Origin of the sequence: Kribbella jiaozuonensis (assembly GCF_005233875.1) — a bacterium.
In the GTDB taxonomy this organism is placed as follows: domain Bacteria; phylum Actinomycetota; class Actinomycetes; order Propionibacteriales; family Kribbellaceae; genus Kribbella; species Kribbella jiaozuonensis.
Map to the genome: position 1 here is coordinate 1,135,877 of NZ_SZPZ01000002.1, position 24,397 is coordinate 1,160,273.

The window sequence follows — 24,397 nt, forward strand, 5'->3', positions numbered from 1 at the left end:
ACGACCTCTTTCGAAGGAGTCAGTTCTTGACCGCGCCGAGCATCATCCCGGCGACGAACTGCCGCTGCATCCGGACGTAGACGATCACGACCGGTACGACGGACAGCGTGAGGCCGGCGGTGAGGGCCGGCCAGTTCGTGGAGTACTGGCCCATCAGCGTGAACAGCACCGGCTGCAGGGGGAGTGCGTCGGTGTTGCGCAGGACCGTGTTGGCGATCAGGAACTCGTTCCAGGTGGAGAGGAACTGGAAGATCACCACGGTCGCGATCCCGGGCCGGGTCAGTGGCAGGATCACCCGCCGGAAGATCGTCAACTCGCTCCCGCCGTCCACCCGAGCCGCCTCGATCAGCTCGTCGGGCAGGGTCTGGAAGAACGCCCGCATCAGGAACATCGCGAACGGCGCCGATCCGGAGATGTACAGCACGAGCAGCCCGGCCTGACTGTCGAGCAGCCCGAGCGACTTGAGCTCCAGATACAGCGGGATGATCAACGCCGTTGACGGCATCATCAGCGTGGTCAGCAGCAGGACGAACAACGTGTTCCGGAACGGGAAGTCCAGCTTCGCGAAGGCGTAACCGCTCAGCGTCGCGAAGATCAGCACCCCGATCACGGTGACCGAGGTGATCCAGACGCTGTTCCAGAAATGCAACGGGAAGTCGATCGACGTCCACGCGTCCTTGTAGGCGACGCCGGTGAACTTCCGCGGGATGATCGGCCCGTTGAAGATCGTGTTCTGCTCCCGCAGCGACGTCAGCAGCATCCACACGAACGGGAACGCCATCAGCAGGCAGAACGGCAGGAGCACGAAGGTCGCGAAGGACTTTCCGAGCCAGCGATTCATCGGTCCGCCCTCCGCGTCAGCCAGAGTTGTGCGATGACCGCGAGCGTGCAGAGCACCATCGTCACCACGCTGAACGCGCTCGCGTACCCGAGCTGCGGGATCGAGCCGGACGTCGACCCGAACGCCAGCGAGTACAGGTACGTGCCAAGTACTTCGCTGGCGTGGTTGGGTCCGCCGCCCGTCATCACGAAGATGATGTCGAAGGCCTTGAACCCGTTCAGCAGGCCGAGGCTGACGATCAGCCCGGTGACGATCCGCAGACTCGGCACGGTGATGTGACGGAACTGCTGGACCGTGTTGGCGCCGTCCATCGCCGCGGCTTCGTACAGGTTCGGGTCGATGCTCTGCAGGCCCGCGAAGTAGATCAGCATGTTGAACCCGAGCCCGCCCCAGACCGTCACCACGACGATCGCCGGCAGGACGGTCTTGTGGTCGGCCAGCCAGGGATGCTGCAGGCTGTCCAGACCGATTGCCCCGAGCAACCGGTTCAGCGTGCCGATGTTCGGGTCGTAGATCAGCTTCCACAGCACCGCCGACACGACGAACGACACGATGCCCGGGATGAACAGGATGGTCCGGACGACGACGCCGACCTTCGACCAGATCACGTTCACCAGCACGGCGGTGACCATTCCGAGGAACGTCAGGATCGCGGTCGTCACGCCGGTCAGCACCAGCGTGACGATCAGCGCCCGGCGCGCCACCGGGTCGTGCAGCATCCGGCTGTAGTTGTCGAAGTGCACGAACCGCGGCGACCCGAACCCGCCCCACGAGGTCAGGCTCAGGTACGCCGTGTAGAGGATCGGCCAGAGCACGAACGCCAGGAACAAGGCGAACGTCGGCAGTACGAACAGGTAACCCGCAAGCCGTTGCGACTTCCGCAGCGGCGACCCGAACCGGTACGACGTTCGCCCGGCGGATCGTCGTACGACGTCTTGCCGGGAGAGCGTTGTCGCCATCCGATCAGCCGCCCTTGGCGTTCTGGACCGCCTGCTGCATCGCCTTCGCGACCGCGGCCGGCTCGCCGGTGCCGTCGAAGATCTTCGCCAGCGGATCGCCGGCCGCGACCGAGCCGGGCCCGAACGGGATGTGCGGGCACCCGTCGCCGTCGAGCAGCCAGGACGTCATCTGCTTCATGATCGGCAGCTCGATCCGGGCCGCGGCGCTCTTGGTGGCCGGCATCGAGTTCGAGTCGTTCATCGTGGGGGAGTACTGCTCGGCGGAGTACATGAACTTCAGGAACTCCAGCGCGGCGTCCTTGTTCTTGCTGTTCGCCGCGACCGCCCAGCCGGCGCCGGCCTGGTTCGCGGTCCAGTGCCGCTTGCCCGGCGCGATCGCAGGCGTCTTCATCACCTTGTAGAGCTTGTTGAACGCGGGTGTCGCGTCCTTGGTCAGGCCCTGCGGGGTCCAGCTGCCGTTGAACAGCATCGCGGACTTGCCGGTGTAGAAGATCTGCGGAGCCTGGTCGCCGCTGGTGCCGGTCGTACCGGGCTGGAAGACGCCGCCCTTGACGATCTTCTGCTGCAGCTCGATCGCCTGGATCACCTTCGGATCCTCGTACGTCGCACCGTCCTTGAGCTGGTCGAGCTTCAGGTAGTACGTCGGGTCGTCGGCGACCTGCGTGATCAGCGGCAGGAAGAAGTCGAGCGAACTCGTCGTCGGGTTGCAGCTCAGCGCCACCGGGAACTTGCCGGTGGCCTTGATCTTCTGCGCCGCCGCGATCAGGTCGTCCCAGGTCTCGATACCGTCTTCCTCGACGCCGGCCTTCTTCAGCATGTCCGGGTTGTAGAAGATCCCGAACGTCTGCGCCATCCAGCCGACCGCGTACTGCTTGCCGTCCAGGGTGTACTCCTGGTTGGCCGAGTCGAAGAAGTCCTTCAGGAAGTCGTCGCCGAGCTCCTGCTTCAGGTCCGCGGAGATCCCGCCGGTGCCGTACGTCAGCGCGCGCGTGTGCGGCGCGAAGATCTCCGGTACGTCGCCACCCGCGACCGCGGCCTGCAACGCCGGCAGGTACTGGTCCGGGGTGCCGAAGATCCGGTTCTCGATCTTGATGTTGCTGTGCGCGGCCTCGAACGCGCTGATCAGCTTGGGGAACTGGTCCTCCTGGTCGTTGTACCAGGACCACATCCGGACCACGGCCTTGCCGCCGCTGGTCGTCCCGCCGCCGCTGTCACTGCCACCGCAGGCGGCCAGTGTGGATCCGAGCGCGGACCCGAGGCCGAGCGCACCCACCGCCCCTTTGAGAACTGTCCGCCGCCGCACGTGCTGTTCGCCCATCGGAGACTCCTCGTCGTTCGTCTACTCAACTTCCTAACTGAAAGTAAGAAAGCGGTCAAGGTCACAGCTGAGTTTCCAGAGATTTCCCTCGCTTAGGGTTGGTCCATGGTGATCCGGTTGAGCGAGCAATGGCCGGAGGTGAGCCCCGACCGCCTGTTGTCGGAGTGCGTCCCTCCGCCGCGCTTCGCCGACGCCCGCTTCACCACCTACCGCCCGAACCCCGACGAGCCCTCGCAGTCCGAGGCGCTCGAGGCCCTGACAGCTCGCGCCGCCAATCTCGCCAAGCCTCGGCAAACCCGATCGCTCTGGGCCAGGCTCCGCGGTCGCTCCCAGGTCGAGGGCAAACAGGGCATCTACCTCGACGGCGGATTCGGCGTCGGCAAGACCCACCTCCTCGCCTCGCTGTGGCACGAGTCGGCGGGACCGAAGATGTACTGCACGTTCGTCGAGCTGACCAACCTCGTCGGCGCGCTGGGCCTCCGGACAGCAGTCGACAAGCTCTCGGAGTACCGCCTGATCTGCATCGACGAGTTCGAGCTCGACGACCCCGGTGACACGATGCTGATCTCCCGCCTGATCGGTCAGTTGGTCGAGGCCGGCGTCGAGTTCGCCGCGACGTCCAACACGCTGCCCGACAAGCTCGGCGAGGGCCGCTTCCAGGCAGTCGACTTCCTCCGCGAGATCCAGGCCCTCGCGGCGCACTTCGACGTACGCCGGATCGACGGCCCCGACTACCGCCACCGCGGCCTCCCCGTCGCCCCCGACCCCTGGCCCGATGAAAAGGTCGAGCGGGAAGCCGCGCAACGCCCCAACGCCTCCTGCGACCACTTCGTCGACCTCCACCGCCACCTTGCCGAGCTACACCCGAGCAGGTACGGCGCGCTCCTCGACGGGATCGAGACAGTGGCGATCACCGACGTACGCCCGCTGACCGACGAGAACGTCGCGCTCCGGCTGGTTGTGCTCGCGGACCGGATGTACGACCGCAACCTCCCGCTGCTGGCCGGCGGCGTACCGCTTGACCAACTGTTCTCACCCGACATGCTCAAGGGCGGCTACCGCAAGAAGTACCTCCGCGCCCTGTCCCGCCTGATCGCTCTCGCCCGCGCGGCGTGATCCCCGGGCGTGCTTCCCTGGACGGATGAGTCGGCGTTCGATCTCACTGTTGCTGCTGGCAGTCGCCCTCGGGCTGCTGGTCGCCGGCGGGTTCGTCCAGTTCGACGACACCTCCGGCTTCGGCGCCGAGCAATGGATCCTGCCGCTCGGAGGGCTGGCGTTCGTCCCGGCCCTGGCGTCGGTCGTGACCGCGTGGCCGGATCCGAAGGCACGCCTCTGGCTGGGCAACGTCCTGGCCGGCCTGACCGGGCTCCTGATCTGGGGGAGCATCTCCGACGACGGGTTCCGGTTCATCTGGAATCGGAGTGAGGGCGAGCTCGCCCTGCTGGAGTTCGCGACCGGCCTGGTCGCTTTCGTACTGATCGCTAACGGCGTCCAGCCCGCGCCGGCTGATGCGACAGCGATGGAGCCGGGTGTTACCCAGCAGCCTGGGCCGGGGCGGTGGTTGGTCCGTACGGCGGCGTACCTGTGCGGGACGATCTTCGTCGTGCTGGTGGTGATCAAGGCCGGGGCCGACTACTACGCGCGGACCGAGTGCCCTGAGGAGGGAGACTGCCTGGCGCCGATCGCCGGCTTCGTCTGGGGTGCGCTCGCCGTCCCGGTCTGCGGCCTCGCCGTGCTGGTGATCGAGATCGTGTTGTGGCGGCGTCGGCGGCGCAATACCGCTGAAGTCGGGGGTGGATGAGGCAGGATGTGGAGATGGCGAAGCAGAAGAAGGGCGAGAAGGCTGCCGCGGGGATCCGCGAACAGCTGCGGGTGCCGGCCGGGCCGGTTGACCTGACGACGTACGACACGCGTGCGACGCCGGGCTTCGACGGCTCCAAGGACGACGGCAAGGTCGCGCTGGAGGACCTCGGTGCCGAGGTCTCGGACTGGCAGGAGCGGCTGTTCGCCGAGGGGCGCAAGGGCGGCGAGCGCAGTGTGCTGCTGGTGCTGCAGGGCATGGACACCTCGGGCAAGGGCGGGGTGATCCGGCACGGTGCGGGGCTGATGGACCCGCAGGGCCTGAAGATCACCTCGTTCAAGGCGCCGACGCCGGCCGAGAAGCGGCGCGGGTTCCTGTGGCGGATCAAGCAGGCGCTGCCGGCGGAGGGGATGGTCGGGATCTTCGACCGGTCGCACTACGAGGACGTGCTGATCGCGCGGGTGCGGAACCTGGTCACGCCGAACGTGTGGGACCGGCGCTACGACCAGATCAACGACTTCGAGGCCGAGCTGGCCGCGCACGGTACGACGGTCCTCAAGTGCTACCTGCACATCTCGCCGGAGGAGCAGCGCGCCCGGCTCGACGCGCGGCTCGACGATCCGACCAAGCACTGGAAGTACAACCCGTCCGACGTCGACGAGCGGCAGCTCTGGCCGGACTACATGGACGCCTACCACGCGGCGATCGAGCGCTGTAACACGCCCGAGGCGCCGTGGTACGTCATCCCGAGCGACCGCAAGTGGTACCGCAACTGGGCCGTCACCACGCTCCTCCTGGAGACGCTGCGCGAGCTGAACCCGGAGTGGCCGGTCGCGGACTTCGACGTCGAGAAGGAAAAGAAGCGCCTGGCAGCAACCTGACGCCAGGGGTGGCCCGGCCCCCGGGCCACCTACGGTTACGCCCATGGCGTTGCTGCTGGCGGTTCTCGCCGTCCTGGGGATGGGCGGCTACTTCTGCGTCTTCGTTGCGTTCCATCTGCTGCCGACCGGGTACCACCCGGTTCGCCATGCCGTCAGCGATTACGGTGTCGGCCGCTACGCATGGCTGTTCCGTTGGGCGCTCGTGGCGTCCTCGGTCGGCATCCTTGCGTTGGCCGCCGGACTCGCACTCGAGCCCGGCACGCCGACCGTGACCGTGCTGCAGCTGGTCTTTCTGTTCCTGATCCCGGTGATGCGGGTCGGGATGCTGAAGTTCCCGACCGACCTGGAGGGGCAGCGGCTGACCCGCTCGGGTCGGCTGCACTACCTGTTCGCGGTTGCCGCGTTTGCATTGACGTACTCCGCGATCGCCGGGATGACGCCTGAGCTCGGATCCGTCGGCGCCTGGGAATCGGTGGGCGGCCTGCTGTCGGTGCTGCGCATCGTCGCGCTGGTGTCGCTCGTGCTGCTGGTGATCGCGCTCGTGCCGCGGCTGCGGGTCGTGTTCGGTCTGTTCGAGCGCGGCTTTCTGGTGAGCACCAACCTCTGGTTCCTGACCGTAGGCATCTGCCTGCTGGTAGAGGCCGCCTAGCTGTCCGGGTCGATGTCGTGCTGGCGGAGTAGGTCGCGGAGTTTGGCGACCTGCTCGTGCAGCCGCTCGTTCTCGTCCAGCAGCGCGTTGAGCTCGTGGATCAGGTGGTGCCGGCGGCCGTACGTCGTCCAGTTCGCGGTGGCGCTCTCGGTGAGCATGCCGGCGACGAGTGACTCGGAGCGCTCGCGCCAGTTCATCCGCTCCTCGAGCTTGCGGCGTACCTGATCGATGTCGGCGGCAAGCTTCGTGATGATCTGGCCGCCGACGCCGTCCCGGTCGTTCAGTACGCCGAGCAGCAGGTGCTCCGGCCGGACCTGCTCCGCCCCGCGCGCCCGCGATTCGCCCCACGCGTACTCGAACGTGCTCTTGGCCCGCGGCGTGAACGGGATCGACGCTCCCGCCGTACCGGAGTTCCCGCGGCCGATGATCTCCACCACCAGGTCCTTGACGGCCGGCGCGGTGATCCCGACCCCGTTCAGGACCCGGGCGGCGATGCTCTGCCCCTCGGTGATCAGCCCCAGCAGCAGGTGTTCGGTGCCGACGTACGCGTGGTCGAAACCGCGAGCCTCCTCCTGGGCGAGGACGATGACCCGCCTCGCACGCCCGCAGACTCGGCCAGCCCGCTGGTCAACCGGACGCTGTCCAGCACACGCTCGACCGCGTTCAGATCGGTCCGCTGGACCGCGTCCGCCGAGCTGCAGCGCAGCACCCGCGCCGCGATCGCCAGCACGTCGTACGGGCCGAGGTATCGCATCAGTCGTCGCCCTTGAGCCGGCGCAGGGACTCCTCGTGCCGGGCGAGGTTCGCTTCGAGCAGCTCGCTGAACTGGCTGTCCTGCCGCCGCTGATCGACCAGAGCCGCAATCGCCTCCCGCGCCACATCGGACACCGACCGCCCCTCCACCGAGGCCACGGTCTGCAGCCGCTCGGCCAACTCCGGGTCGAGCCGCAGCAGGATGTTCTTGGTCGCGTCCTTCGCCATAGATATCAAGATATCACGCTATCTGACCGCGTCGCTGTGAAAGGGTTGGAGCCATGCGGACAGACGTCGTGGTGGTGGGGCTGGGCGCGTTCGGGTCGGCGGCGTTGTGGCGGCTGGCGGCGCGTGGGGTGAACGTCGTCGGGATCGAGCGGCAGGCGATCGGGCATCCGTTCGGGTCGTCGCACGGGACGACGCGGTTGTTCCGGGTGGCGTGTATGGAGCATCCGGGGCTGACCGAGATCGCGCGGAAGTCGCTCGCGCTGTGGACCGAGCTGGGGGAGCGGACCGGCGAGACATACGTCCGTCAGACCGGCTCGTTGAACGTCGGTGGTCCGGACAGCCGGCCGGTGAAGGGTGCGCGGCAGGCTGCGATGGATGCGGGCGCGCCGACGACAGACCTCAGCCACGACGAGCTGGCCAAGCGTTTCCCGCAATACGCGCTGGCGTCCGAGGACGTCGCGGTCTGGGATCCGGGCGCGGGGATCTGTTACGCCGAGCCGACCGTTCGGGCGCATGTCGCGGAGGCGCAGCGGTTGGGTGCGACGGTGTATCCGCACACGATGGTGACGGCGATCGAGGTCGGTCGCGACGAGGTGACGGTCCGGACCCCGACGACGACCATCACCGCGGACCAGGTCGTGATCAGCACGGGCGCCTGGCTGAGCAAGCTCGTCCCGTCGGCGCCGCTGTCACCCCGCCGTACGCCGTTGTTCTGGTTCCAGCCGAAGGACCCGGCGTCGGACGCGTTCCAGCTGACGAACTTCCCGGCGTTCATCTGGGAGTTTGCCGACGGCAAGGGACTGTGGGGACACGGCTCCGACGAGGACTTCCTGGTCAAGGTCGGCCTCGACGGCGCCGAACGCGACCGGGACGTCGACCCGGACGAGCTGGACCGCTACATCCATCCGCGCAAGGACATCGCCGAGCTGTCCGCGACGATCGCGAAGTCCTTCCCGGAGCTCGACCCGGAGCCGGTCAAGCTGATGCCGTGCATGGTGACGGACTCGCCCGACGGGCAGTTCCTGGTCGGGCGGTACGACGAGCGCGTGGTGATCGCCGGCGGTGACAGCGGCCACGGCTTCAAGCACTGCGCCGGAGTTGGCGAGCTCCTGGCTCAGGTCACGACGAAGGAGACGCCGTACGCCGACGTCTCCTTCATCGATCCGCTGCGGTTCTAGGCGGTACGGACCAGCTCCGGGCGAGCGATGACCGGACGCGGAGCAGGCTCGAGCGTGAGCAGGTCGAGGCCGGCCACGCCGTACCGGAGCAGGACCAGGCGTGCGACCTCAGCGCTCACACCCAGCGGCGCCGACACCGCGACGGCACCCGCACGGCGGGCCGTCGACTCGGCGCGGTCCGGGAGTACGCCGGGAGCGAGGAAGAGCGATCCCACCGCGACGTGCCGACGGCCCTCGAGACGCCACTTGAGCACGGCCTCGGCGGGCGACGGCGACGCGGCGCAGACGAACGCGGCCGTGACCGGCAGCTTGTGCCGCTGACCCCACAGGCGCGCGAGCCGCGTAACGCTCGCGTTGGCGTGCGAGTCGCTCGACCCGGCGCACGCCAGCACCAGCGCGTCCAGTTCGCGGACCCGCCCGTCCTTGAGCTCGGCCCGCATCCGGCGGTCGAGTACGTCGAGCAGCGTGTCGTCGTACCCGAGCACGTCGGACGCGATGATCCGCAGGCTCGGGAAGCGCGAGCGCGCCTCGTCGACGACGGCCGGTACGTCGATCTTCGCGTGGTACGCCGACGACAGCAGCAGCGGCAGGACGACGACCTCTTCCACACCTTCGGCGGCGAGCTTGCCGATCACCTGGTACGGCGTCGGCGGGCAGTGGTCGAGGAAGGAGGCTTCGATCCGCAGGTCGGCACGCATCTCACGCAGGCACTTGATCAGGGCGTGGACGGTGGCGGCCGAACGCGGATCGCGGCTGCCGTGGGCGAGGACTACGAGAGCTGGCGCAGTCATAGCAGTTCCCCTTCTTCGTCGTCGATCATTCCGGCTGCCAGCGTCCACCCGTCGTGGGCGTCGATCAGCAGGAACGATCCGGTGATGGTGTTGCTGGAGTACGGGTCGGCGGCCAACGGTGCGGCGATCTTCAGTTGCACCTTGCCGATGTCGTTCAGTGCGAGCTCGGTGGCGTCGATGACTCCGAGCGTGTCGAGGTCCAGCGCGCCGGTGATCTTGGTGACGATCGCCTGTGCGGTGGTGGTGGTGTGCTTGATCAGCACCCTGGCCCCGACGGTCAGTGGCCGGTCGGACAACCAGCTCACGGTGGCGGCCAGCTCCCGGCGGGTGCCGGGGGAGGCCTCGGCGGCCACGATGACCGAGCCGCGGGCCACGTCGAGGTCGTCGGCGAGCCGGACCGTGACCGCTTCGCCGGCGACCGCGGACGGCCGCTCGACCACGGCGGTGGACGTGGCGGTGACGACGGCGCGGTCGATCCCGGCCACCGACGTACGGCGGCCGGCGGGCAGCACGATCACCTGGTCGCCGACCGAAACGGTGCCGGAGGCAACGGTGCCGGTGTAGCCGCGGTAGTCGCGGTACTGGTCGTCGGTCTGCGGCCGGATCACGTACTGCACCGGGAACCGCAGCGGCTGCTGGGAGTTGTCGATCCGCCCGGTGGCGTTCTCGAGGTACTCGAGCAGCGTCGGGCCGTCGTACCAGTCCGTCCGGCTCGAGTGGTCCACCACGTTGTCACCGACGAGCGCGGAGACCGGGATGGCCTGGATGTCCGCGATGCCGAGCTGGTCGGCGACCTCGTTGACGTCCTTGGCGATCTTGGTGAACACGGCCTCGTCGTAGCCGACCAGGTCGACCTTGTTCACCGCGAGTACGACGTGCGGCACCCGGAGCAGACCGGCCACGGCCAGGTGCCGCCGGGTCTGCTCGAGTACGCCGTGCCGCGCGTCGACCAGGATGATCACCACGTCCGCCGTCGAGGCGCCGGTCACGGTGTTGCGGGTGTACTGCACGTGCCCGGGGCAGTCGGCGAGGATGAACGAGCGCTTGTCGGTGGCGAAGTACCGGTAGGCGACGTCGATCGTGATGCCCTGCTCGCGTTCGGCCCGCAGGCCGTCGGTGAGCAGCGCGAAGTCGAAGTCGCCGCCGCGGGCTTCGGAGACCGTCTTCACGTGCGCGATCTGGTCAGCGAGGATCGCCTTGCAATCGTGAAGCAGCCGGCCCACCAGCGTGGACTTGCCGTCGTCGACCGATCCGGCAGTGGCGAGGCGGAGAAGCGTGCTCATCAGAAGTACCCCTCTCGCTTGCGGTCTTCCATCGCGGCCTCGCTGGCGCGGTCGTCGGCGCGGGTGGCGCCGCGCTCGGTGATCTCGCTGGCCGCGACCTCGACGACGACCTCGGCGGCACTCCTGGCTTCGGAAGCCACGGCCCCGGTGCAGGACATGTCGCCGACGGTCCGGTACCGAACGGTGCGCTGGGCAACGGTCTCGCCGTCGCGCGGTTGCGAGTACGGGCCGACGGCAAGCAACATGCCGTCGCGCTCGAAGACATCCCGCTCGTGGGCGTAGTAGATGCTCGGCAGCGGGATCTGCTCGCGCTCGATGTAGTTCCAGATGTCGAGCTCGGTCCAGTTCGACAGCGGGAACACCCGCACGTGCTCACCCGGCCGGTGCTTGCCGTTGTACAGCGACCACAGCTCCGGCCGCTGGTTCCGCGGGTCCCACTGGCCGAACTCGTCGCGCAGGCTGAAGATCCGCTCCTTCGCCCGGGCCCGCTCCTCGTCCCGCCGGCCGCCGCCGAACACCGCGTCGAACCGGTGCCCGTTGATTGCGTCGAGCAACGGAATGGTCTGCAGCTGGTTCCGGGTCCCGTCGGTGCGCTCGCGCAGCCGGCCGTCGGCGATGTAGTCCTCGACCTTGGCCACCTCGAGCCGCAGGCCCAACTGCTCGACCGTCGCATCGCGGTACGCCAGGACCTCGGGGAAGTTGTGCCCGGTGTCGACGTGCAGCAACGTGAACGGCACTCCGGCCGGCGAGAACGCCTTCCGCGCCAGGTGCAGCATCACGATCGAGTCCTTGCCGCCGGAGAACAGGATCACCGGCCGCTCGAACTCGGCTGCCACCTCCCGGAACACGAAGATCGATTCGCTCTCGAGAGCATCGAGCTCGGTGACTGTGATGCTCATGTGTGCAACCCGCATTCGACCTTGCCCGTGCCGGCCCAACGGCCGCTGCGCGGGTCCTCGCCGGGCGCGACGCGCTGCGTGCAGGGCTCGCAGCCGATCGACGGGTAGCCGTCGTACTGCAGGAGATTGACGAGTACGCCGTTGTCCTGGATGTACGCGTCCAGGTCTTCCTGCGTCCACGGTGCGATCGGGTTGAGCTTGACCATGTCGCGCTTGGCGTCGTACTCGACGACCGGGGTGTTGGCGCGGGTCGGCGCCTCCTCGCGGCGGATACCGGTGACCCAGGCCTTGTAGCCGGACAGGTACCGGTTCAGCGGCTCGACCTTGCGCAGCGCGCAGCATTTGTTCGGGTCGCGGTCGTGCAGCTTCTCGCCGTACTCCGCGTCCTGCTCCGCGACCGTCTGCTGCGGGGTGGCGTTGATCAGGTGGATCGGCAGCGTCGCGGCGACCGCGTCCCGGGTCCCGATCGTCTCGGCGAAGTGGTAGCCGGTGTCGATGAACAGTACGTCGACCCCGGGCGCCGCCTCGGCCGCGAGGTGGGGGAGTGCGCCGTCGGCCATCGAGGCGGTCACGACCAGCTCGTCACCGAAGGTCTCCCGCGCCCACGCGAGCACCTCGACCGCCGACGCGTCGGCGAGCCGTTCGTTCGCCTCCTCGGCGATCGTCTTCAAGTCACTCATTCCACCGTCACCCGCAACCCGATCATCTTGAGCTGGAACACCCGTGCACACGGCCGGCACTCCCACGCGCCATGGCCTTCTTCGGAGGGCCTGAGGTCCTCGTCCCCGCAGTACGGGCAGTACAGAGGTGCCGCACGCTCGCTCATTGCAAAGCCTCCTGATCCGCACGGGTGACCCACTGGGCGAACCGCTCGCCCTCGTTGCGCTCCTTCAGGTAGTTCTGGGTGACGCGCTCGACGTAGTCCGTCAGGTCGTCAGCGGTGACCTTGTGGCCACGCAGCTTGCGGCCGAAGCCGGCGTCCAGGCCGAGCCCGCCGCCGAGGTGCACCTGGTAGCCGGGCACCTGGTTGCCATTGGCATCCATCACCAGCTGGCCCTTGAGCCCGATGTCGGCGACCTGGATCCGGGCGCAGGAGTTCGGGCAGCCGTTCACGTTCACGGTGATCGGTACGTCGAGCTCCGGGATCCGCTCCTCGAGCTCGTCGATCAGCTGGGCCGCCTTCGCCTTGGTCTCGACGATCGCCAGCTTGCAGAACTCGATCCCGGTGCAGGCCATCGTGTTCCGCCGCCACGCCGAGGGTCGAGCCTGGAAGCCGAGCGCGTCGAGTTCCGTCACCAGCGACTCGACCTGCGCCTCCTCGACGTCCAGCACGAGCAGCTTCTGTTGCGCGGTGGTCCGGATCCGGTCCGACCCGTGGGCCGCGACCACGTCCGCGACCTGCGCGAGCTTGGCGCCCGACACCCGGCCGACGACCGGAGCGACACCGACGAAGAACTTGCCGTCCTTCTGCTTGTGCACGCCGATGTGGTCACCCTGTACGGCGGGAACCTCGGGCGCGGGTCCGTCGATCAGCTTGCGCTTGAGGTACTTGTCCTCGAGCACCTCGCGGAACTTCTCCACACCCCAGTCCGCGAGCAGGAACTTCAGCCGCGCCCGCGTCCGCAGCCGGCGGTAGCCGTAGTCGCGGAAGATGCTGGTCACGCCCCACCACGCCTCGGCGACCTCGTCCAGCGGGATCCAGGTGCCGAGCCGCTGCGCGAGCATCGGGTTCGTCGACAGGCCGCCGCCGACCCACAGGTCGAAGCCCGGGCCGTGCTCCGGGTGCACGACGCCGACGAACGCGATGTCGTTCACCTCCGGTACGACGTCGTGCGACGGGTGACCGGTCAGCGCGGTCTTGAACTTCCGCGGCAGGTTCGAGAACTCGTCCGAGCCGATGTATTTCGTGACGATCTCGTCGATGGCCGGCGTCGGGTCGATGATCTCGTCCGCCGCGATCCCGGCCACCGGGCTGGCGATCACCACGCGCGGGACGTCACCGCAGGCCTCGGTGGTGTAGAGCCCGACAGCCTCCAGCTTCTGCCAGATCGCCGGCACGTCCTCGATCCGGATCCAGTGCAGCTGGATGTTCTGCCGGTCGGTGATGTCGGCGGTGTCGCGCGCGTACGTCGTGGAGATCTCCGCGATCACCCGCAGCTGCTCGGCGGTCAGCTGTCCGCCCTCGATCCGGATCCGCATCATAAAGTAGCGGTCGTCCAGCTCCTCGGGCTCCAGCGTCGCGGTCTTGCCGCCGTCGATCCCGGGCTTGCGCTGGGTGTACAGCCCCCACCAGCGGAACCGGCCGCGCAGGTCGGCGGGGTCGATCGAGTCGAAGCCGCGGTGCGCGTAGACGTTCTCGATCCGGGCCCGGACATTCAGGCCGTCGTCGTTCTTCTTGTTCTCCTCGTTCTTGTTCAGCGGCTCGCGGTAGCCGAGCGCCCACTGCCCTTCGCCTTTGCCCTTACGCGGGCGGGCGGGTTTACGGGCAGCCGGAGAGGTGACGCCAGCAGTCATCGGGGACGTGTCCTTGTCCTAGTGACAGGTGCTCACCGAGGTGCGGCGGGATCGAAGCGTCGTCGGTTCGATGCGTTCCGCGCGGTGCGCACCCAGCGGTGATCGGGAGGGATCAGGGGGCCGTCGTTGGCCCGGGCATGGGTCGCTGTCAGAACATCGAAGGACAACAGATGGCGCTGCGCATCCGCCCGAGGTCGACATGAATGCGACCTACGAGGTGGGTGGATCGGGCAGCGAGCATGTCCACAAGCGTCAGCGCCAGCGCCCGACTTTGCAACTGTCAATCCTGAAGTTTGAGACTCGATCTCACGATGTGGCTATGTCCACCAGTCTGCTGGAGATTGATCCAGGCGTCGAACACATCGTACAAGAACTCTTGCACAAGAGTTCTTGTGGAAGCTACGGTGCTGTCCATGACACCCGCCAACCGCCGGACCGTGACGCCGTCCGTGCTCGCCGCGATCCACCATCCGCTCCGCCGCCGGCTGCTCGACCTGATCCACCTGGACGGCCCCGCGACCGCCTCCCGGCTGGCCGAGGCCACCGGCGAACTGGTCGGCAACATCAGTCATCACCTCAAGGTTCTGAGCGCGGCGGGGGTGATCGTCGAGGCTCCCGAGCTGGCCAAGAACCGCCGCGAGCGCTGGTGGAAGCTCGGCGACACCTCGGAGTACTCGTGGTCGATCGCGGACGCCCAGGGCGATCCGGCCGATGAGCTGGTCGCAGCCACCGCCGAGGACCAGAACCTGGCTCATCACGTCGGCAAGGTGCGGCAGTGGTTCGACATCCGGTACGAGTTCGAGGAGCCCTGGGTGCGGGCGGCGTACGCGACCGAGAGATGGCTCACATTGACGCCCGAGCAGCTCGTCGAGCTGAGTGAGCGGATCGAGGACCTGGTCCGCGAGTACCACGACAATCCGGCCGAAGGTGAGGACGCTCACCGGGTCTTCTTCTTCGCCCACGCCGTACCCGCCAGGCCATGAGCACCACGGTCTTCCCGCCGCTCCGGAGAGACCGTCGGGTGCACGGATGGATCATGTCGGCCGCGGTGTCGCAGGCCGGCGACATGGCCTGGTTCGTCGGTCTCGCGTGGAGCGCGGCCCAGGTCACGACTCCGGCCGGCGCCGGTCTGGTGATGGGCATCGGAGCGCTGCCGAAGGCCCTCGTCCTGCTGTACGGCGGTGCGCTCGCGGACCGGTTCGACGGCCGGCGCACGATGATCCTCGCGAACCTGGCCCGGATCGTCGTCCTCGTGGTCGCCTCGATCGTGGTCGCGGTGTGGGGACTGTCCCTCGCCGTACTGCTGACGGTGGCGGTCGTCTTCGGTGCCGTCGACGCGCTGTACACCCCCGCCTCGGGCACATTGCCGCGGCGGATGGTCCGGTCCGAGGATCTGGTGAAGCTGTCGGCCGGTTCGCAGCTGGCGCAGCGGCTGGCGATCTTCGCGGGCGCGCCGCTCGGCGGTCTGCTGGTCGCGCACGGTGGGCTGGTCACGGTGATGATCGCGGACGCCGCGTCGTTCGCCGTCATCGCGGTGGCGCTGGCGTTCCTGGTGAAGCCGCGCCTCCCGCAGCCGGTCTCGACCGGCCGGTCGATCCGTGCGGACCTGCGCGACGGCTTCGCCTATCTGAAGCGGGACGGGCGGGCGCGGACGCTGGTGATCGCGTTCTCCGGGCTGAATCTGTTTGTCGGTCCGGTCCTGGCTGTCGGGCTGGTGCAGCGGACGCACGTCGCCGGGTGGGGTTCGGCCTGGTTCGGCTGGTTCGAGGCGTGCTCGGGGATCGCGGCGGCGGCCGGCGCGGTGGTGGCGATGCGCTGGAAGCCGACGGATCTGGCTCGCTCGGGTCTGCTCGTGCTGGTCGTGCAGGCGGCTGGGTGCGCGATGATCGGCGTGGTTCCGAAGTACGGGGTCTTCGTCGCGATGGCGATGATCGGCTGCACGGCCGGGATCGCGTCGGCGCAATTGTCGGCGGCGTTCCAGCAGTCCGTCGACCCGGCGTACCTCGGTCGCAGCTTCAGCATCGTGAACCTGTCCGACGAGGCGATCATGCCGCTCGCGATGACCGGCTTCGGTGCGCTGATCAGTGTGTCGAGCATCCCGGTCGCCTGTGTCCTCGTCGGGGTCCTGTTCGCCACGCTGGTGCTCTGGGCCGCGGTCCGGGTGAACCGCTGAACTCTGTACTCCGGGAGGCCGGTGCGCTACCGTCCCGATCACAATAGGAAACTTTCCTAACGATTGGGCGGAGGGAGACAATCGTGAGGTCCTGGCGTCGGTTCGGAGCCCTCGTGGTGGCAGCGGGTTTGGTGGTGGGACCGGTGAGTACGGCGCAGGCTGCACCGGGTGGAGCGATCAGGGTCAATCAGCTCGGGTACGGCGCCTTCGACGGCAAGGCGGCGTACGTGCTGAGTCGTTCGGTGGCGACTCGGTTCTCCGTTGTCGACCGGTTCGGGCGGCGGGTGTTGAGTGGCTCGGTCGGCAAGGACGTGGGGGAGTGGAATGCGGCGTACCCGCACGTCTATCAGCTGGATCTGTCCGCGCTGAAGGTGCCGGGGCATTACCGGGTCGAGGTGCCGGGGGTGGCGTCGGCGGGGTTCGACGTGCGCGCGTCGGCGGACCGCCTCCGTTCCTCCGCCAAGGACAAAGCCGTCGGTTTCTTCACGGCCCAACGAGACACCGTGCATCGCAATGATTCGAAGGCGCTCGTCTACGAGATCCCGGAGTTCGTGGATCCGGACAGCGATCAGACGGTCGGCGAACTGAAGCGCATCGGTGGTCCGGTAGACGTTACCGGTGGGTGGTACGACGCCGGGGACTACCTGAAGTTCACGCATATCGCGGCGTACTCGGAATCGTTGCTGTGGGCATCGGTTCGGGACAGGCCGGACGGCAAGGTGCTGGCGGAGGCGCGGCACGGGCTGGACTGGCTGGACAAGATGTGGGACCAGCGGACGCGCACGCTGTACATCCAGGTCGGCGTCGGCGCGGGCAACGACACCGAGACCTACATCGGCGACCACGACATCTGGCGGCTGCCGGGCGTCGACGATCACCTGACGGATCCGTCCGAGCGGTTCCTGCGCAACCGGCCGGTGTTCCGGGCCGCGGCGCCGGGCAAGCCGATCAGCCCCAACCTGGCCGGACGTACGGCGGCGGCGTTCGCGCTGGCCGCGCAGGTCGAGCCGAACCGTGCGGACGCGCGCCGGCATCTCGACACGGCCGCCCAGATCTTCGCGCAGGCTCAGACCAAGAACGTCGGGCAGTTGGTGACGTCGCTGCCGTTCGCGTTCTATCCGGAGACGGCGTGGCGGGATGACCTCGAGCTGGGCGCGACGGAGTTGGCGCTGGCTGCCAAGCGGTTGGGTGATCCGCGGGCCGGGGCGTGGCTGAAGCAGGCTGCGTACTGGGCTTCGCAGTACATCGCTCATGAGGCGGGCGGGGACACGTTGAACCTGTACGACGTGAGCGCGTTGGCGCATGCGGATCTGATCCGGGCGGCGCGGACCGACCGGCCGCTGGTTCGGGAGTTGGCCAGTGATCTGCGGGCGCAGTTGGAGATCGGGGCGTCGCGGTCGGCGGCGGATCCGTTCCGGGCCGGGGCGCAGTACGCCGAGTTCGACGCCGTACCGCACACCTTCGGGCTGGCGACGACTGCTCGCCTGTATGCGCGGGCGACGGGCGACCATCGGTACGACGCCTTCGGTCAACACCAACTCGACTGGGCCTTCGGAGCGAATGCCTGGGGTGTCTCGTTCGTCATCGGCGTAGGCCAGACGTTCGAACGCTGCCCTCACCACCAGATCGCGAACATCACCGGCCGCCAGCTGACCGGCGCTGTGGTCAACGGGCCGAACTCGGCCGACCTCTTCACGGACGGGCTCGACGACTACCTCGACGGGATGACTCACTGTCCGGCGGATGCGTCCGATCCGTACGCGCAGTACACCGGGCACGATTCGCGGTACGTGGACGACGTACGGTCCTGGCAGACGGCCGAACCGGCGGACGACTTCGCGGCGATCGCGGTCTACGCGCTGACGTAAACTCACGCGGGTGGCTGGCTGGGAGGACGTCCGGGATTTCACCCTCGGCAACGTGTCCCGCCGAGCCACCCGCATCGAGTTCGGCCCGAACGCCATTCGCGCTGTCCAAGGCTCGAACGACGACCGGGTGCTGGAACCCTATGCGTACGTCGGCGCGAACCGCTCGCTCTACCTCGACGCCGAACTGACCCAACTCCTGTGCCGCGTCGTCCCCACCGGCGACCACACCTGGTCAGTCCAGGACGCCGACACCACCGAGATCGGCACCATCACCCGCCTCCCGTCACACCGCCGCTACCTCCGCCCCAACTGGCAAATCACCCAACCCGGCCACCCCGAAATCCTTGGCCGCACCGAATGGCTGACCGGCAGCCCAGCCCGCCTGGCGGCTAAGGCTGGTTCCCGCCTAATCGTCAGCGTCCTGGACGGGCTGACAGGCATCGGCGACGAGGGCGGCGACCAACCCACCAAGTCCCGCACTCTCGAATGGCGCACACCCTCCGAGCTCGTGATGATCTCCTCAACCACAATCACCATCACGGCCGACTGGCTGGACCGCCGCCTCCCCTTCGCCTACACGCTCCTGGCCAAATGATCCGGCGTACCGCGATCGAGATCGCAGCTGCTGTTCGGTCCGGAGCTGTCGGCGCGTCGGACGTGGTCGAGGAGGCGATTGCGGCGGCCGAGCGGCTGGACCCGGTGCTGCATTTCCTGGATGAGTTGGATGCTGCGGGCGCGCGGGCGGCGGCGCAGCGGGTCAAGCCGGATGGGCTGCTGGCCGGCGTACCGTTCCTGATCAAGTCGCGGACGCCGCCGGACGCGCCGATCATCGCTCGATTGCTTGCGGCCGGGGCGATCCCGATCGGGTGGTCGACCCGGGCCCGGCCGGGCGCCACGTCGCTGACCTTCGGCTGGAACGGGACCGAATACACCCGGAACCCGTGGGACCTGTCCCGCTCACCCGGCGGTTCGACGGCCGGTGGTGCAGCGGCCGTCGCGGCCGGCGTCGTACCCCTGGCAACCGGTGGCGACAGTGGCGGCTCGCTTCGGATCCCAGCGTCGTTCTCGGGTGTCGTCGGCTTCAAAGGGACGTACGGACGGATCCCGCGACCGGGCGGGCGTCCGCTCGGCGGGCTGACGACAGCCGGTGTGATCGGCGCCGACCTCGACGACGTGATCCTGGCAACGAGCATCGCCTCCGGCCCTCACCGCCTCGACCCCAACGCCCTCCCACCCTGGCCGGTCCCGGCTCGGTCGAGCGGGGGTCGAACTCGGCGGATTGCCTATCGGTCGACGCTCGGGGCGTGTGCTGCTGATCCGGGTGTGGATCGGGTTGTGCGGGAACGCCTGCTGGCGGCTGGAGTGGAGGTGGTCGACGTACCGCTGGAGCTTGCGCCCACGGACGAGGCGTGGCAGGCGCTGTCGGACCTGGACAACGGGCGTGGGGTCGAGGAGTCGGCCGCGAAGCGGGCGCGGGAGGTGCGGGACTTCAACAACACGGCGCTCGCGGATCTGTTCGCCGAGGTGGATGTGCTCGTCACGCCGACCACGCTGACTGTTGCCCACGGCTACGATCAGCACGAGGAGACGATCGTGACCGGCGATCCGTGCTGGGTGTTCAACGTGACCGGCCATCCCGCGGTGAGTGTTCCGGCCGGAAGGTCGCAGGGACTGCCGGTGGGCTTGCAGGTTGTTGCGCCGCATGGGGCGGACGAGGTTGCGCTCGCGGTGGCTCGCCTGCTGCTGGTCGAGCTTCCGCTGCCGCCGGTCCGCTGACTGGCGGGTGAGCCCTCGCCGCGATGTCGGCAACTGGCGGTGGAAGGGCCTTCGCCACGGTGTTGGCGAGATCGACAGCCGAGGCCTGCTTGCGGTCCGGCGTGGTTTCGCCGCGGGCAGTCGGGGAGCGCAGCAGCTCGGGCTTGGTGAAGTCGGAGAATGCGGCGACGACGGGTGGTGTGTAGAGCTCGTCGCGTACGGCGGTAGTCGGGGCGGTGGACGGGGCCGGTGAGTGGAGGGCTTCCTTCAGTTCGGTGCGGAAGAACTTGGTGAGTTCTTTTGCGCGGAGGATTCGGCTGCGGCGGAGGACGTGTTGTTCAACGGCGAGCGACGCTTTCTCGCGCCAGGTGATGTCGAACATGATGCGGCCGAGTCGGAAGCCGGGGTTGGTTTCGCCGCCGGGGTAGCCGCGGGCTCCGCCGTCGGTGAAGAACTCGCTGTAGAAGGCACCCTCGTCCTCGAACTTCAGCACGTTCCACGCCCGGAACTGATCCGTCGGCAGCTCACCCCGCACCCACGCCTCGTCCATCAACGCGTGCGACTCGGCGTTCAGCGGTCGGTGCCCGACATAGCGGTACTGCGGACGCTCGCCGCGCCGGCGTCGTTCGTACTCCGCGATGATCTGCGGCCACTCGTCCGCCGAGATCGCCCGCGCCAGCCGTGACGCGAACGACGTCCGCGCCCGCAGCTCGGCCCGCGAGGTGACCGGATGGTCCGTCCGCCCGGTCATTGTCTCGAGCTTGTCCATCACGAAAGTCCGGCCATGCGGTCCGACCCGCTCCCACTGGGTCACCTTCAGCGAAGGACCGCCGCCGGTCACAGCGTTCAGAGCACGCAGCGCAGCGATTCCGACCCGGTAGAGCGGCACGCGACGGCGCATGATGCGCGTCTCCCAGCGAGTTCGCTCGTAGCTGTCCAACCACGCAGTACCAACGAGACGCCGGCTCATCCCGGATGGTCCGCGCGCCAGTTCTTGATCATTTGTTCCATGTCGGAGTGGATGAACGCGAAGAAGTCCGCGGCCTCGGTCAGCCGGCGCGCGACGGGTGAGTCGGCGGCGAAGAGCGCGGCGCCCGAGCGGCTGGTCGACTCCCACTCGCTCAGCGCGAGGTTGCGGCGCTCGAGGATCGCCGCGAAGACGTCCTCGCGGATGCGGTAATGGTCCTTGCGTGAACCGGGCAGCCGCTCGCGGGAGATGAACGACACCTGCAACAACTGCCGTACGGCGCCGGACACCGCAGGCTGACTGATCTTCAGCGACTCGGCCAGCTCGGCGGCCGTCATCGTGCCGGTCGGGCTGACCAGCATCGCGCCCATCACCCGAGCCGACATCGTCGGTACGCCGCTGTTCGCCAGCACGCCCGCGAACCGCTCGACGAACTGGCTCACGGCCTCCGGACTCGGTTCCTCCGCCATGATTGAAGCTTACAGTAATCTGATCTATCGCAAGTATCACAAACTTCTGATAATTTGAATTCATGACCACGACCACCGACACCGCAGCGCCGACGCTCACCGGCGGCCGCCGCTTCGGCGTACTCATCGCACTCTGTCTCGCCGTACTCGTCCTCGGCCTGGACACGACCGTGCTCAACGTCGCGCTGCCGACGCTCGCCAAGGACCTGGACGCGTCGACCAGCCAGCTGCAATGGATGGCGAACAGCTACAACCTCGTCCTCGCGGCGTTGCTGCTGCCGGCCGGTCTGCTCGGCGACCGGTACGGGCGGCGCAAGATCATCGCGATCGCGCTCACGCTGTTCGGCCTTGCGTCGCTGGCGTGTGCCCTGTCCGACACGGCCGGCCAGCTGATCGCCGCCCGCGCGTTCCTCGGGATCGGGGCGGCGATGATCGTCCCGGTCGCGCTGTCGCTGATCACCGTGCTGTTCCGCACCGAAGAGGACCGGAAGAAGGCGATCGGGTTCTTCGTCGTTGCCAACAGCATCGGTATGCCGCTCGGCCCGATCGTCGGCGGTCTGCTCCTCGACCACGCCGGCTGGCAGTGGATCTTCCTGATGAACGTCCCGATCGCCTTCATCGCCGCCCTCGCGGTCTCCTTGCTCGTCCCCGAGACGCGCAGCTCGAACCGCCCGGCGATCGACTGGCTCGGCATCGTGCTGTCGAGTACGGGCCTCGCGGCTCTGGTGTACGGCGTGACCAAGGCCGGCGAGTCGTCCTGGACCGACGGTGTCACAATCGTCTTCCTCGGGCTCGCCGTCGTACTGATCGCCGGCTTCCTCGTCTGGCAGCGGCGGAACCGGGAGCCGTTGATCGAGCTGCGGTTGTTCGGCGAGCGGGTGTTCACCGGTGGCGCCGTACTGCTGACGGTGTCGGTGTTCGCGATCTTCGGGTTGCTGTTCACGATGCCGCAGTACTTCCAGGGCATCAACGGATCGGACGCGTTGCACACCGGGCTCAAGCTGCTGCCGTTCATCGGCGGGATGACGGTCGGTGCGAAGCTGGCGTCGCCGGTCGAGTCGAAGATCGGCACCCGGCTTGTGGTGATGACCGGGTTCGTCGTGATGGCGGTCGGGTTCGCGCTCGGCGCCTTCACCGATCTCGGGACCGGCTACGGGTACACGGCGATCTGGTTCGTGGTGGTCGGATTCGGCCTCGGGTGTTCGATGCCGCAGGCAATGAACGCGGCGCTCGGCGTACTCGATCCGGAGCGGGCCGGGACCGGATCCGGGCTGCTGCAGGCGTTCCGTCAGGTCGGAGGTACGGTCGGCGTCGCCGTACTCGGGACCGTGCTGAACTCGGTCTACCGCCACAACGTCGACACGAACGGGCTCCCGGCGCAGGTCGCCGATGCGGTCGAGAAGAGCCTGGGCGGTGGACTCGCGGCCGCCGCCAAGGCCGGCTCGCCGGGGCTGCTCGCCAATGTGCGCGACGCCTTCATGACCAGCCTCAACACCACCATGTGGGTGTCGGCCGGGATCGCCGTTGCGGGTGCGATCCTCGCGCGGTACTGATGCCGAAGAAAGCTGCCCGCCCCCAACACTCTGGGAGCGGGCAGCCGGTGATCAGTTGAGTACGAGGCCCGGGTACAGCGGGTGCTTGTCGAGGATCTCGGCCGAGGCGGCGCGCGTCTTGTCCGCGACGCCGTCGGCGAGGACGTACTTCGCCTTCGACGCCGCGCCCGCGGACGTGGTCGTCGGGGTGGTCGCGGACAGTACGTCCACGATCAGCTCGGCGACCCGGTCGAACTCGTCGGCGCCGAACCCGCGCGTGGTCAGCGCCGGCGTACCGATCCGGACGCCCGAGGTGTACCAGGCGCCGTTCGGGTCGCGCGGTACGGCGTTCCGGTTGGTGACGATGCCCGCGTCGAGCAGCGCGGACTCGGCTTGCCGGCCGGTGATGCCGTACGACGAGACGTCGAGCAGGACCAGGTGGTTCTCGGTGCCGTCCGTCACGAGCTTCACGCCACGCTTCATCAGGCCCTCGGCGAGTACGACGGCGTTGTCCGCGACTGCCTGCGCGTAATCACGGAACGACGGCTGCCGCGCCTCGGCCAGCGCGACCGCCTTCGCGGCCATCGTCTGGCTCAGCGGACCGCCCAGCACCATCGGGCAACCGCGGTCGACGGACTCGGCGTACTCCGGCTGGCAGAGCACCATGCCGCCGCGCGGACCACGCAGCGACTTGTGCGTCGTCGTCGTGGTGACGTGCGCGTGCGGGACCGGATCGAAGTCGCCGGTGAAGACCTTGCCCGCGACCAGGCCGGCGAAGTGCGCCATGTCGACCATCAGCGTCGCGCCGACCTCGTCGGCGATCTCGCGCATCTTGGCGAAGTTCACCTTGCGCGGGTACGCCGAGTAGCCGGCGATCAGGATCAGCGGCTTGAACTCGCGGGCCTTGCGGGCGACCTCGTCGTAGTCGAGCAGCCCGGTCTCCGGGTCGGTGCCGTACGAGTGCTGGTTGAACATCTTGCCGGAGATGTTCGGCCGGAAGCCGTGCGTCAGGTGACCGCCGGCGTCCAGCGACATGCCGAGCATCTTCTGGTCGCCGAGCGCCTTGCGGAGCTTGGACCAGTCGTCCTCGGACAGGTCGTTGACGTGCTTGGCGCCCGCCTCGGCCAGCGCCGGGGACTCGATCCGCTGCGCCAGGATCGCCCAGAACGCGACCAGGTTCGCGTCGATGCCGGAGTGCGGCTGGACGTAGGCGTGCGGGGCGTCGAACAGCGCGGTCGCGTGGTCGGCCGCGGCCTGCTCGACGGTGTCGACGTTCTGGCAGCCGGCGTAGAAGCGGTGGCCGATCGTGCCCTCGGCGTACTTGTCCGAGAGCCAGTTGCCCATCGTCAGCAGCGTGGCGGGGGAGGCGTAGTTCTCGCTCGCGATCAGCTTCAGCGAGGACCGCTGGTCGGCCAGCTCGGCCTTGATCGCGCCGGCGATGGTCGGTTCGACCGCGGCGATCACCTGCAGGGCGTTGTTGTACGCGGCCGACGCGGCGGCGGCATCGAAGGGTTGAGTCATCGTTGTCTCTCCTGCG

24 protein-coding genes and 1 pseudogene are annotated in these 24,397 nt (G+C 68.2%); 11 read left to right on the top strand and 14 right to left on the bottom strand.

Annotation, left to right across the window (positions count from 1 at the left end; translation table 11 throughout):
- Positions 1 to 19: 19 nt before the first annotated feature.
- The 3 genes from FDA38_RS16985 to FDA38_RS16995 are packed head-to-tail and all read right to left on the bottom strand — an operon-like array spanning position 20 to position 3,118.
- Positions 20 to 841, bottom strand: a complete 822-nt coding sequence (locus FDA38_RS16985) for a carbohydrate ABC transporter permease (protein WP_137254982.1) — start codon at positions 839 to 841, stop codon at positions 20 to 22.
- Positions 838 to 1,800: a carbohydrate ABC transporter permease gene (locus FDA38_RS16990; protein ID WP_137254983.1), complete on the bottom strand. Its 963-nt coding sequence runs from the start codon at positions 1,798 to 1,800 to the stop codon at positions 838 to 840. Before FDA38_RS16990 ends, FDA38_RS16985 begins: the two co-directional genes overlap by 4 nt.
- Positions 1,801 to 1,804: 4 nt before the next feature.
- Complete coding sequence (locus FDA38_RS16995; RefSeq protein WP_137254984.1) at positions 1,805 to 3,118, bottom strand: ABC transporter substrate-binding protein; 1,314 nt, start codon at positions 3,116 to 3,118, stop codon at positions 1,805 to 1,807.
- Positions 3,119 to 3,223: 105 nt separating this feature from the next.
- On the opposite strand from FDA38_RS16995, the gene zapE reads away from it, so the two are divergent.
- Genes zapE through FDA38_RS17015 form a run of 4 tightly spaced genes read left to right on the top strand, consistent with a single transcriptional unit; the run spans position 3,224 to position 6,449 of the window.
- Entirely contained in the window at positions 3,224 to 4,234 is a 1,011-nt protein-coding gene (gene zapE / locus FDA38_RS17000; protein WP_137254985.1) for a cell division protein ZapE, read from the top strand.
- Between the two features lie 25 nt (positions 4,235 to 4,259).
- A complete protein-coding gene (locus FDA38_RS17005; protein ID WP_137254986.1) occupies positions 4,260 to 4,919 on the top strand; it encodes a hypothetical protein in 660 nt (219 codons plus the stop codon).
- A 14-nt stretch (positions 4,920 to 4,933) separates the two neighbouring features.
- Positions 4,934 to 5,800, top strand: coding sequence for a PPK2 family polyphosphate kinase (locus tag FDA38_RS17010; RefSeq protein ID WP_137254987.1), 867 nt, complete (start codon positions 4,934 to 4,936; stop codon positions 5,798 to 5,800).
- 43 nt (positions 5,801 to 5,843) lie between these two features.
- Positions 5,844 to 6,449, top strand: coding sequence for a DUF998 domain-containing protein (locus tag FDA38_RS17015; RefSeq protein ID WP_137254988.1), 606 nt, complete (start codon positions 5,844 to 5,846; stop codon positions 6,447 to 6,449).
- Here the strand turns inward: FDA38_RS17015 and FDA38_RS43100 are convergent.
- From FDA38_RS43100 to FDA38_RS17025, 4 genes and pseudogenes are all read right to left on the bottom strand, one after another.
- On the bottom strand, positions 6,446 to 6,883 hold the full coding sequence (locus tag FDA38_RS43100) for a Clp protease N-terminal domain-containing protein (RefSeq protein ID WP_233714765.1): 438 nt from the start codon (positions 6,881 to 6,883) through the stop codon (positions 6,446 to 6,448). The two genes, FDA38_RS17015 and FDA38_RS43100, sit on opposite strands and share 4 nt — an antisense overlap.
- 45 nt (positions 6,884 to 6,928) lie before the next feature.
- A pseudogene (locus FDA38_RS43680) lies at positions 6,929 to 6,976 on the bottom strand (hypothetical protein); the annotation flags it as partial.
- Positions 6,961 to 7,203 carry a hypothetical protein gene (locus tag FDA38_RS43105; protein WP_233714766.1) on the bottom strand — a complete coding sequence of 81 codons (243 nt, stop codon included), beginning with the start codon at positions 7,201 to 7,203 and terminating at the stop codon, positions 6,961 to 6,963. The gene FDA38_RS43105 and the pseudogene FDA38_RS43680, both read right to left, overlap by 16 nt.
- Positions 7,203 to 7,430, bottom strand: coding sequence for a ribbon-helix-helix protein, CopG family (locus tag FDA38_RS17025; protein ID WP_170989714.1), 228 nt, complete (start codon positions 7,428 to 7,430; stop codon positions 7,203 to 7,205). Before FDA38_RS17025 ends, FDA38_RS43105 begins: the two co-directional genes overlap by 1 nt.
- A 53-nt stretch (positions 7,431 to 7,483) precedes the next feature.
- Here FDA38_RS17025 and solA point away from each other — a divergent pair, with 53 nt between their 5' ends.
- Positions 7,484 to 8,608: an N-methyl-L-tryptophan oxidase gene (gene solA, locus FDA38_RS17030; RefSeq protein WP_137254990.1), complete on the top strand. Its 1,125-nt coding sequence runs from the start codon at positions 7,484 to 7,486 to the stop codon at positions 8,606 to 8,608.
- On the opposite strand, the gene FDA38_RS17035 is transcribed toward solA, so the two are convergent.
- From FDA38_RS17035 to FDA38_RS17055, 5 genes are all read right to left on the bottom strand, one after another.
- Positions 8,605 to 9,399 (bottom strand): sirohydrochlorin chelatase, encoded by a 795-nt coding sequence (locus tag FDA38_RS17035; protein ID WP_137254991.1) that lies wholly within the window; start codon positions 9,397 to 9,399, stop codon positions 8,605 to 8,607. The genes solA and FDA38_RS17035 overlap by 4 nt on opposite strands.
- A complete protein-coding gene (locus FDA38_RS17040) occupies positions 9,396 to 10,682 on the bottom strand; it encodes a sulfate adenylyltransferase subunit 1 (protein WP_137254992.1) in 1,287 nt (428 codons plus the stop codon). Before FDA38_RS17040 ends, FDA38_RS17035 begins: the two co-directional genes overlap by 4 nt.
- The gene (gene cysD / locus FDA38_RS17045) at positions 10,682 to 11,581 is read right to left on the bottom strand and encodes a sulfate adenylyltransferase subunit CysD (RefSeq protein WP_202877701.1); all 900 of its coding nucleotides are present in this window, start codon (positions 11,579 to 11,581) and stop codon (positions 10,682 to 10,684) included. The genes FDA38_RS17040 and cysD overlap by 1 nt, the downstream gene beginning before the upstream one ends.
- Positions 11,578 to 12,261: a phosphoadenylyl-sulfate reductase gene (locus FDA38_RS17050; RefSeq protein ID WP_137254994.1), complete on the bottom strand. Its 684-nt coding sequence runs from the start codon at positions 12,259 to 12,261 to the stop codon at positions 11,578 to 11,580. Before FDA38_RS17050 ends, cysD begins: the two co-directional genes overlap by 4 nt.
- A gap of 142 nt (positions 12,262 to 12,403) precedes the next feature.
- Positions 12,404 to 14,095 (bottom strand): nitrite/sulfite reductase, encoded by a 1,692-nt coding sequence (locus FDA38_RS17055; RefSeq protein WP_137254995.1) that lies wholly within the window; start codon positions 14,093 to 14,095, stop codon positions 12,404 to 12,406.
- 413 nt (positions 14,096 to 14,508) lie between these two features.
- Between FDA38_RS17055 and FDA38_RS17060 the strand changes: the two genes are divergently transcribed.
- From FDA38_RS17060 to FDA38_RS17080, 5 genes are all read left to right on the top strand, one after another.
- Positions 14,509 to 15,078, top strand: a complete 570-nt coding sequence (locus FDA38_RS17060; protein WP_137254996.1) for an ArsR/SmtB family transcription factor — start codon at positions 14,509 to 14,511, stop codon at positions 15,076 to 15,078.
- On the top strand, positions 15,075 to 16,268 hold the full coding sequence (locus tag FDA38_RS17065) for an MFS transporter (protein ID WP_137254997.1): 1,194 nt from the start codon (positions 15,075 to 15,077) through the stop codon (positions 16,266 to 16,268). Before FDA38_RS17060 ends, FDA38_RS17065 begins: the two co-directional genes overlap by 4 nt.
- A gap of 83 nt (positions 16,269 to 16,351) precedes the next feature.
- The gene (locus FDA38_RS17070) at positions 16,352 to 18,136 is read left to right on the top strand and encodes a glycoside hydrolase family 9 protein (protein WP_137254998.1); all 1,785 of its coding nucleotides are present in this window, start codon (positions 16,352 to 16,354) and stop codon (positions 18,134 to 18,136) included.
- Between the two features lie 10 nt (positions 18,137 to 18,146).
- On the top strand, positions 18,147 to 18,731 hold the full coding sequence (locus FDA38_RS17075) for a hypothetical protein (protein WP_137254999.1): 585 nt from the start codon (positions 18,147 to 18,149) through the stop codon (positions 18,729 to 18,731).
- Positions 18,728 to 19,912 carry an amidase gene (locus FDA38_RS17080; protein ID WP_170989758.1) on the top strand — a complete coding sequence of 395 codons (1,185 nt, stop codon included), beginning with the start codon at positions 18,728 to 18,730 and terminating at the stop codon, positions 19,910 to 19,912. The genes FDA38_RS17075 and FDA38_RS17080 overlap by 4 nt, the downstream gene beginning before the upstream one ends.
- 945 nt (positions 19,913 to 20,857) lie before the next feature.
- Here the strand turns inward: FDA38_RS17080 and FDA38_RS17085 are convergent.
- Entirely contained in the window at positions 20,858 to 21,328 is a 471-nt protein-coding gene (locus tag FDA38_RS17085) for a GbsR/MarR family transcriptional regulator (RefSeq protein ID WP_137255001.1), read from the bottom strand.
- Positions 21,329 to 21,390: 62 nt separating this feature from the next.
- Between FDA38_RS17085 and FDA38_RS17090 the strand changes: the two genes are divergently transcribed.
- Positions 21,391 to 22,881, top strand: a complete 1,491-nt coding sequence (locus tag FDA38_RS17090; RefSeq protein WP_137255002.1) for a DHA2 family efflux MFS transporter permease subunit — start codon at positions 21,391 to 21,393, stop codon at positions 22,879 to 22,881.
- 51 nt (positions 22,882 to 22,932) lie between these two features.
- Here the strand turns inward: FDA38_RS17090 and FDA38_RS17095 are convergent, their stop codons facing one another.
- Positions 22,933 to 24,381, bottom strand: coding sequence for a glycine hydroxymethyltransferase (locus FDA38_RS17095; protein ID WP_137255003.1), 1,449 nt, complete (start codon positions 24,379 to 24,381; stop codon positions 22,933 to 22,935).
- Positions 24,382 to 24,397 lie beyond the last annotated feature (16 nt).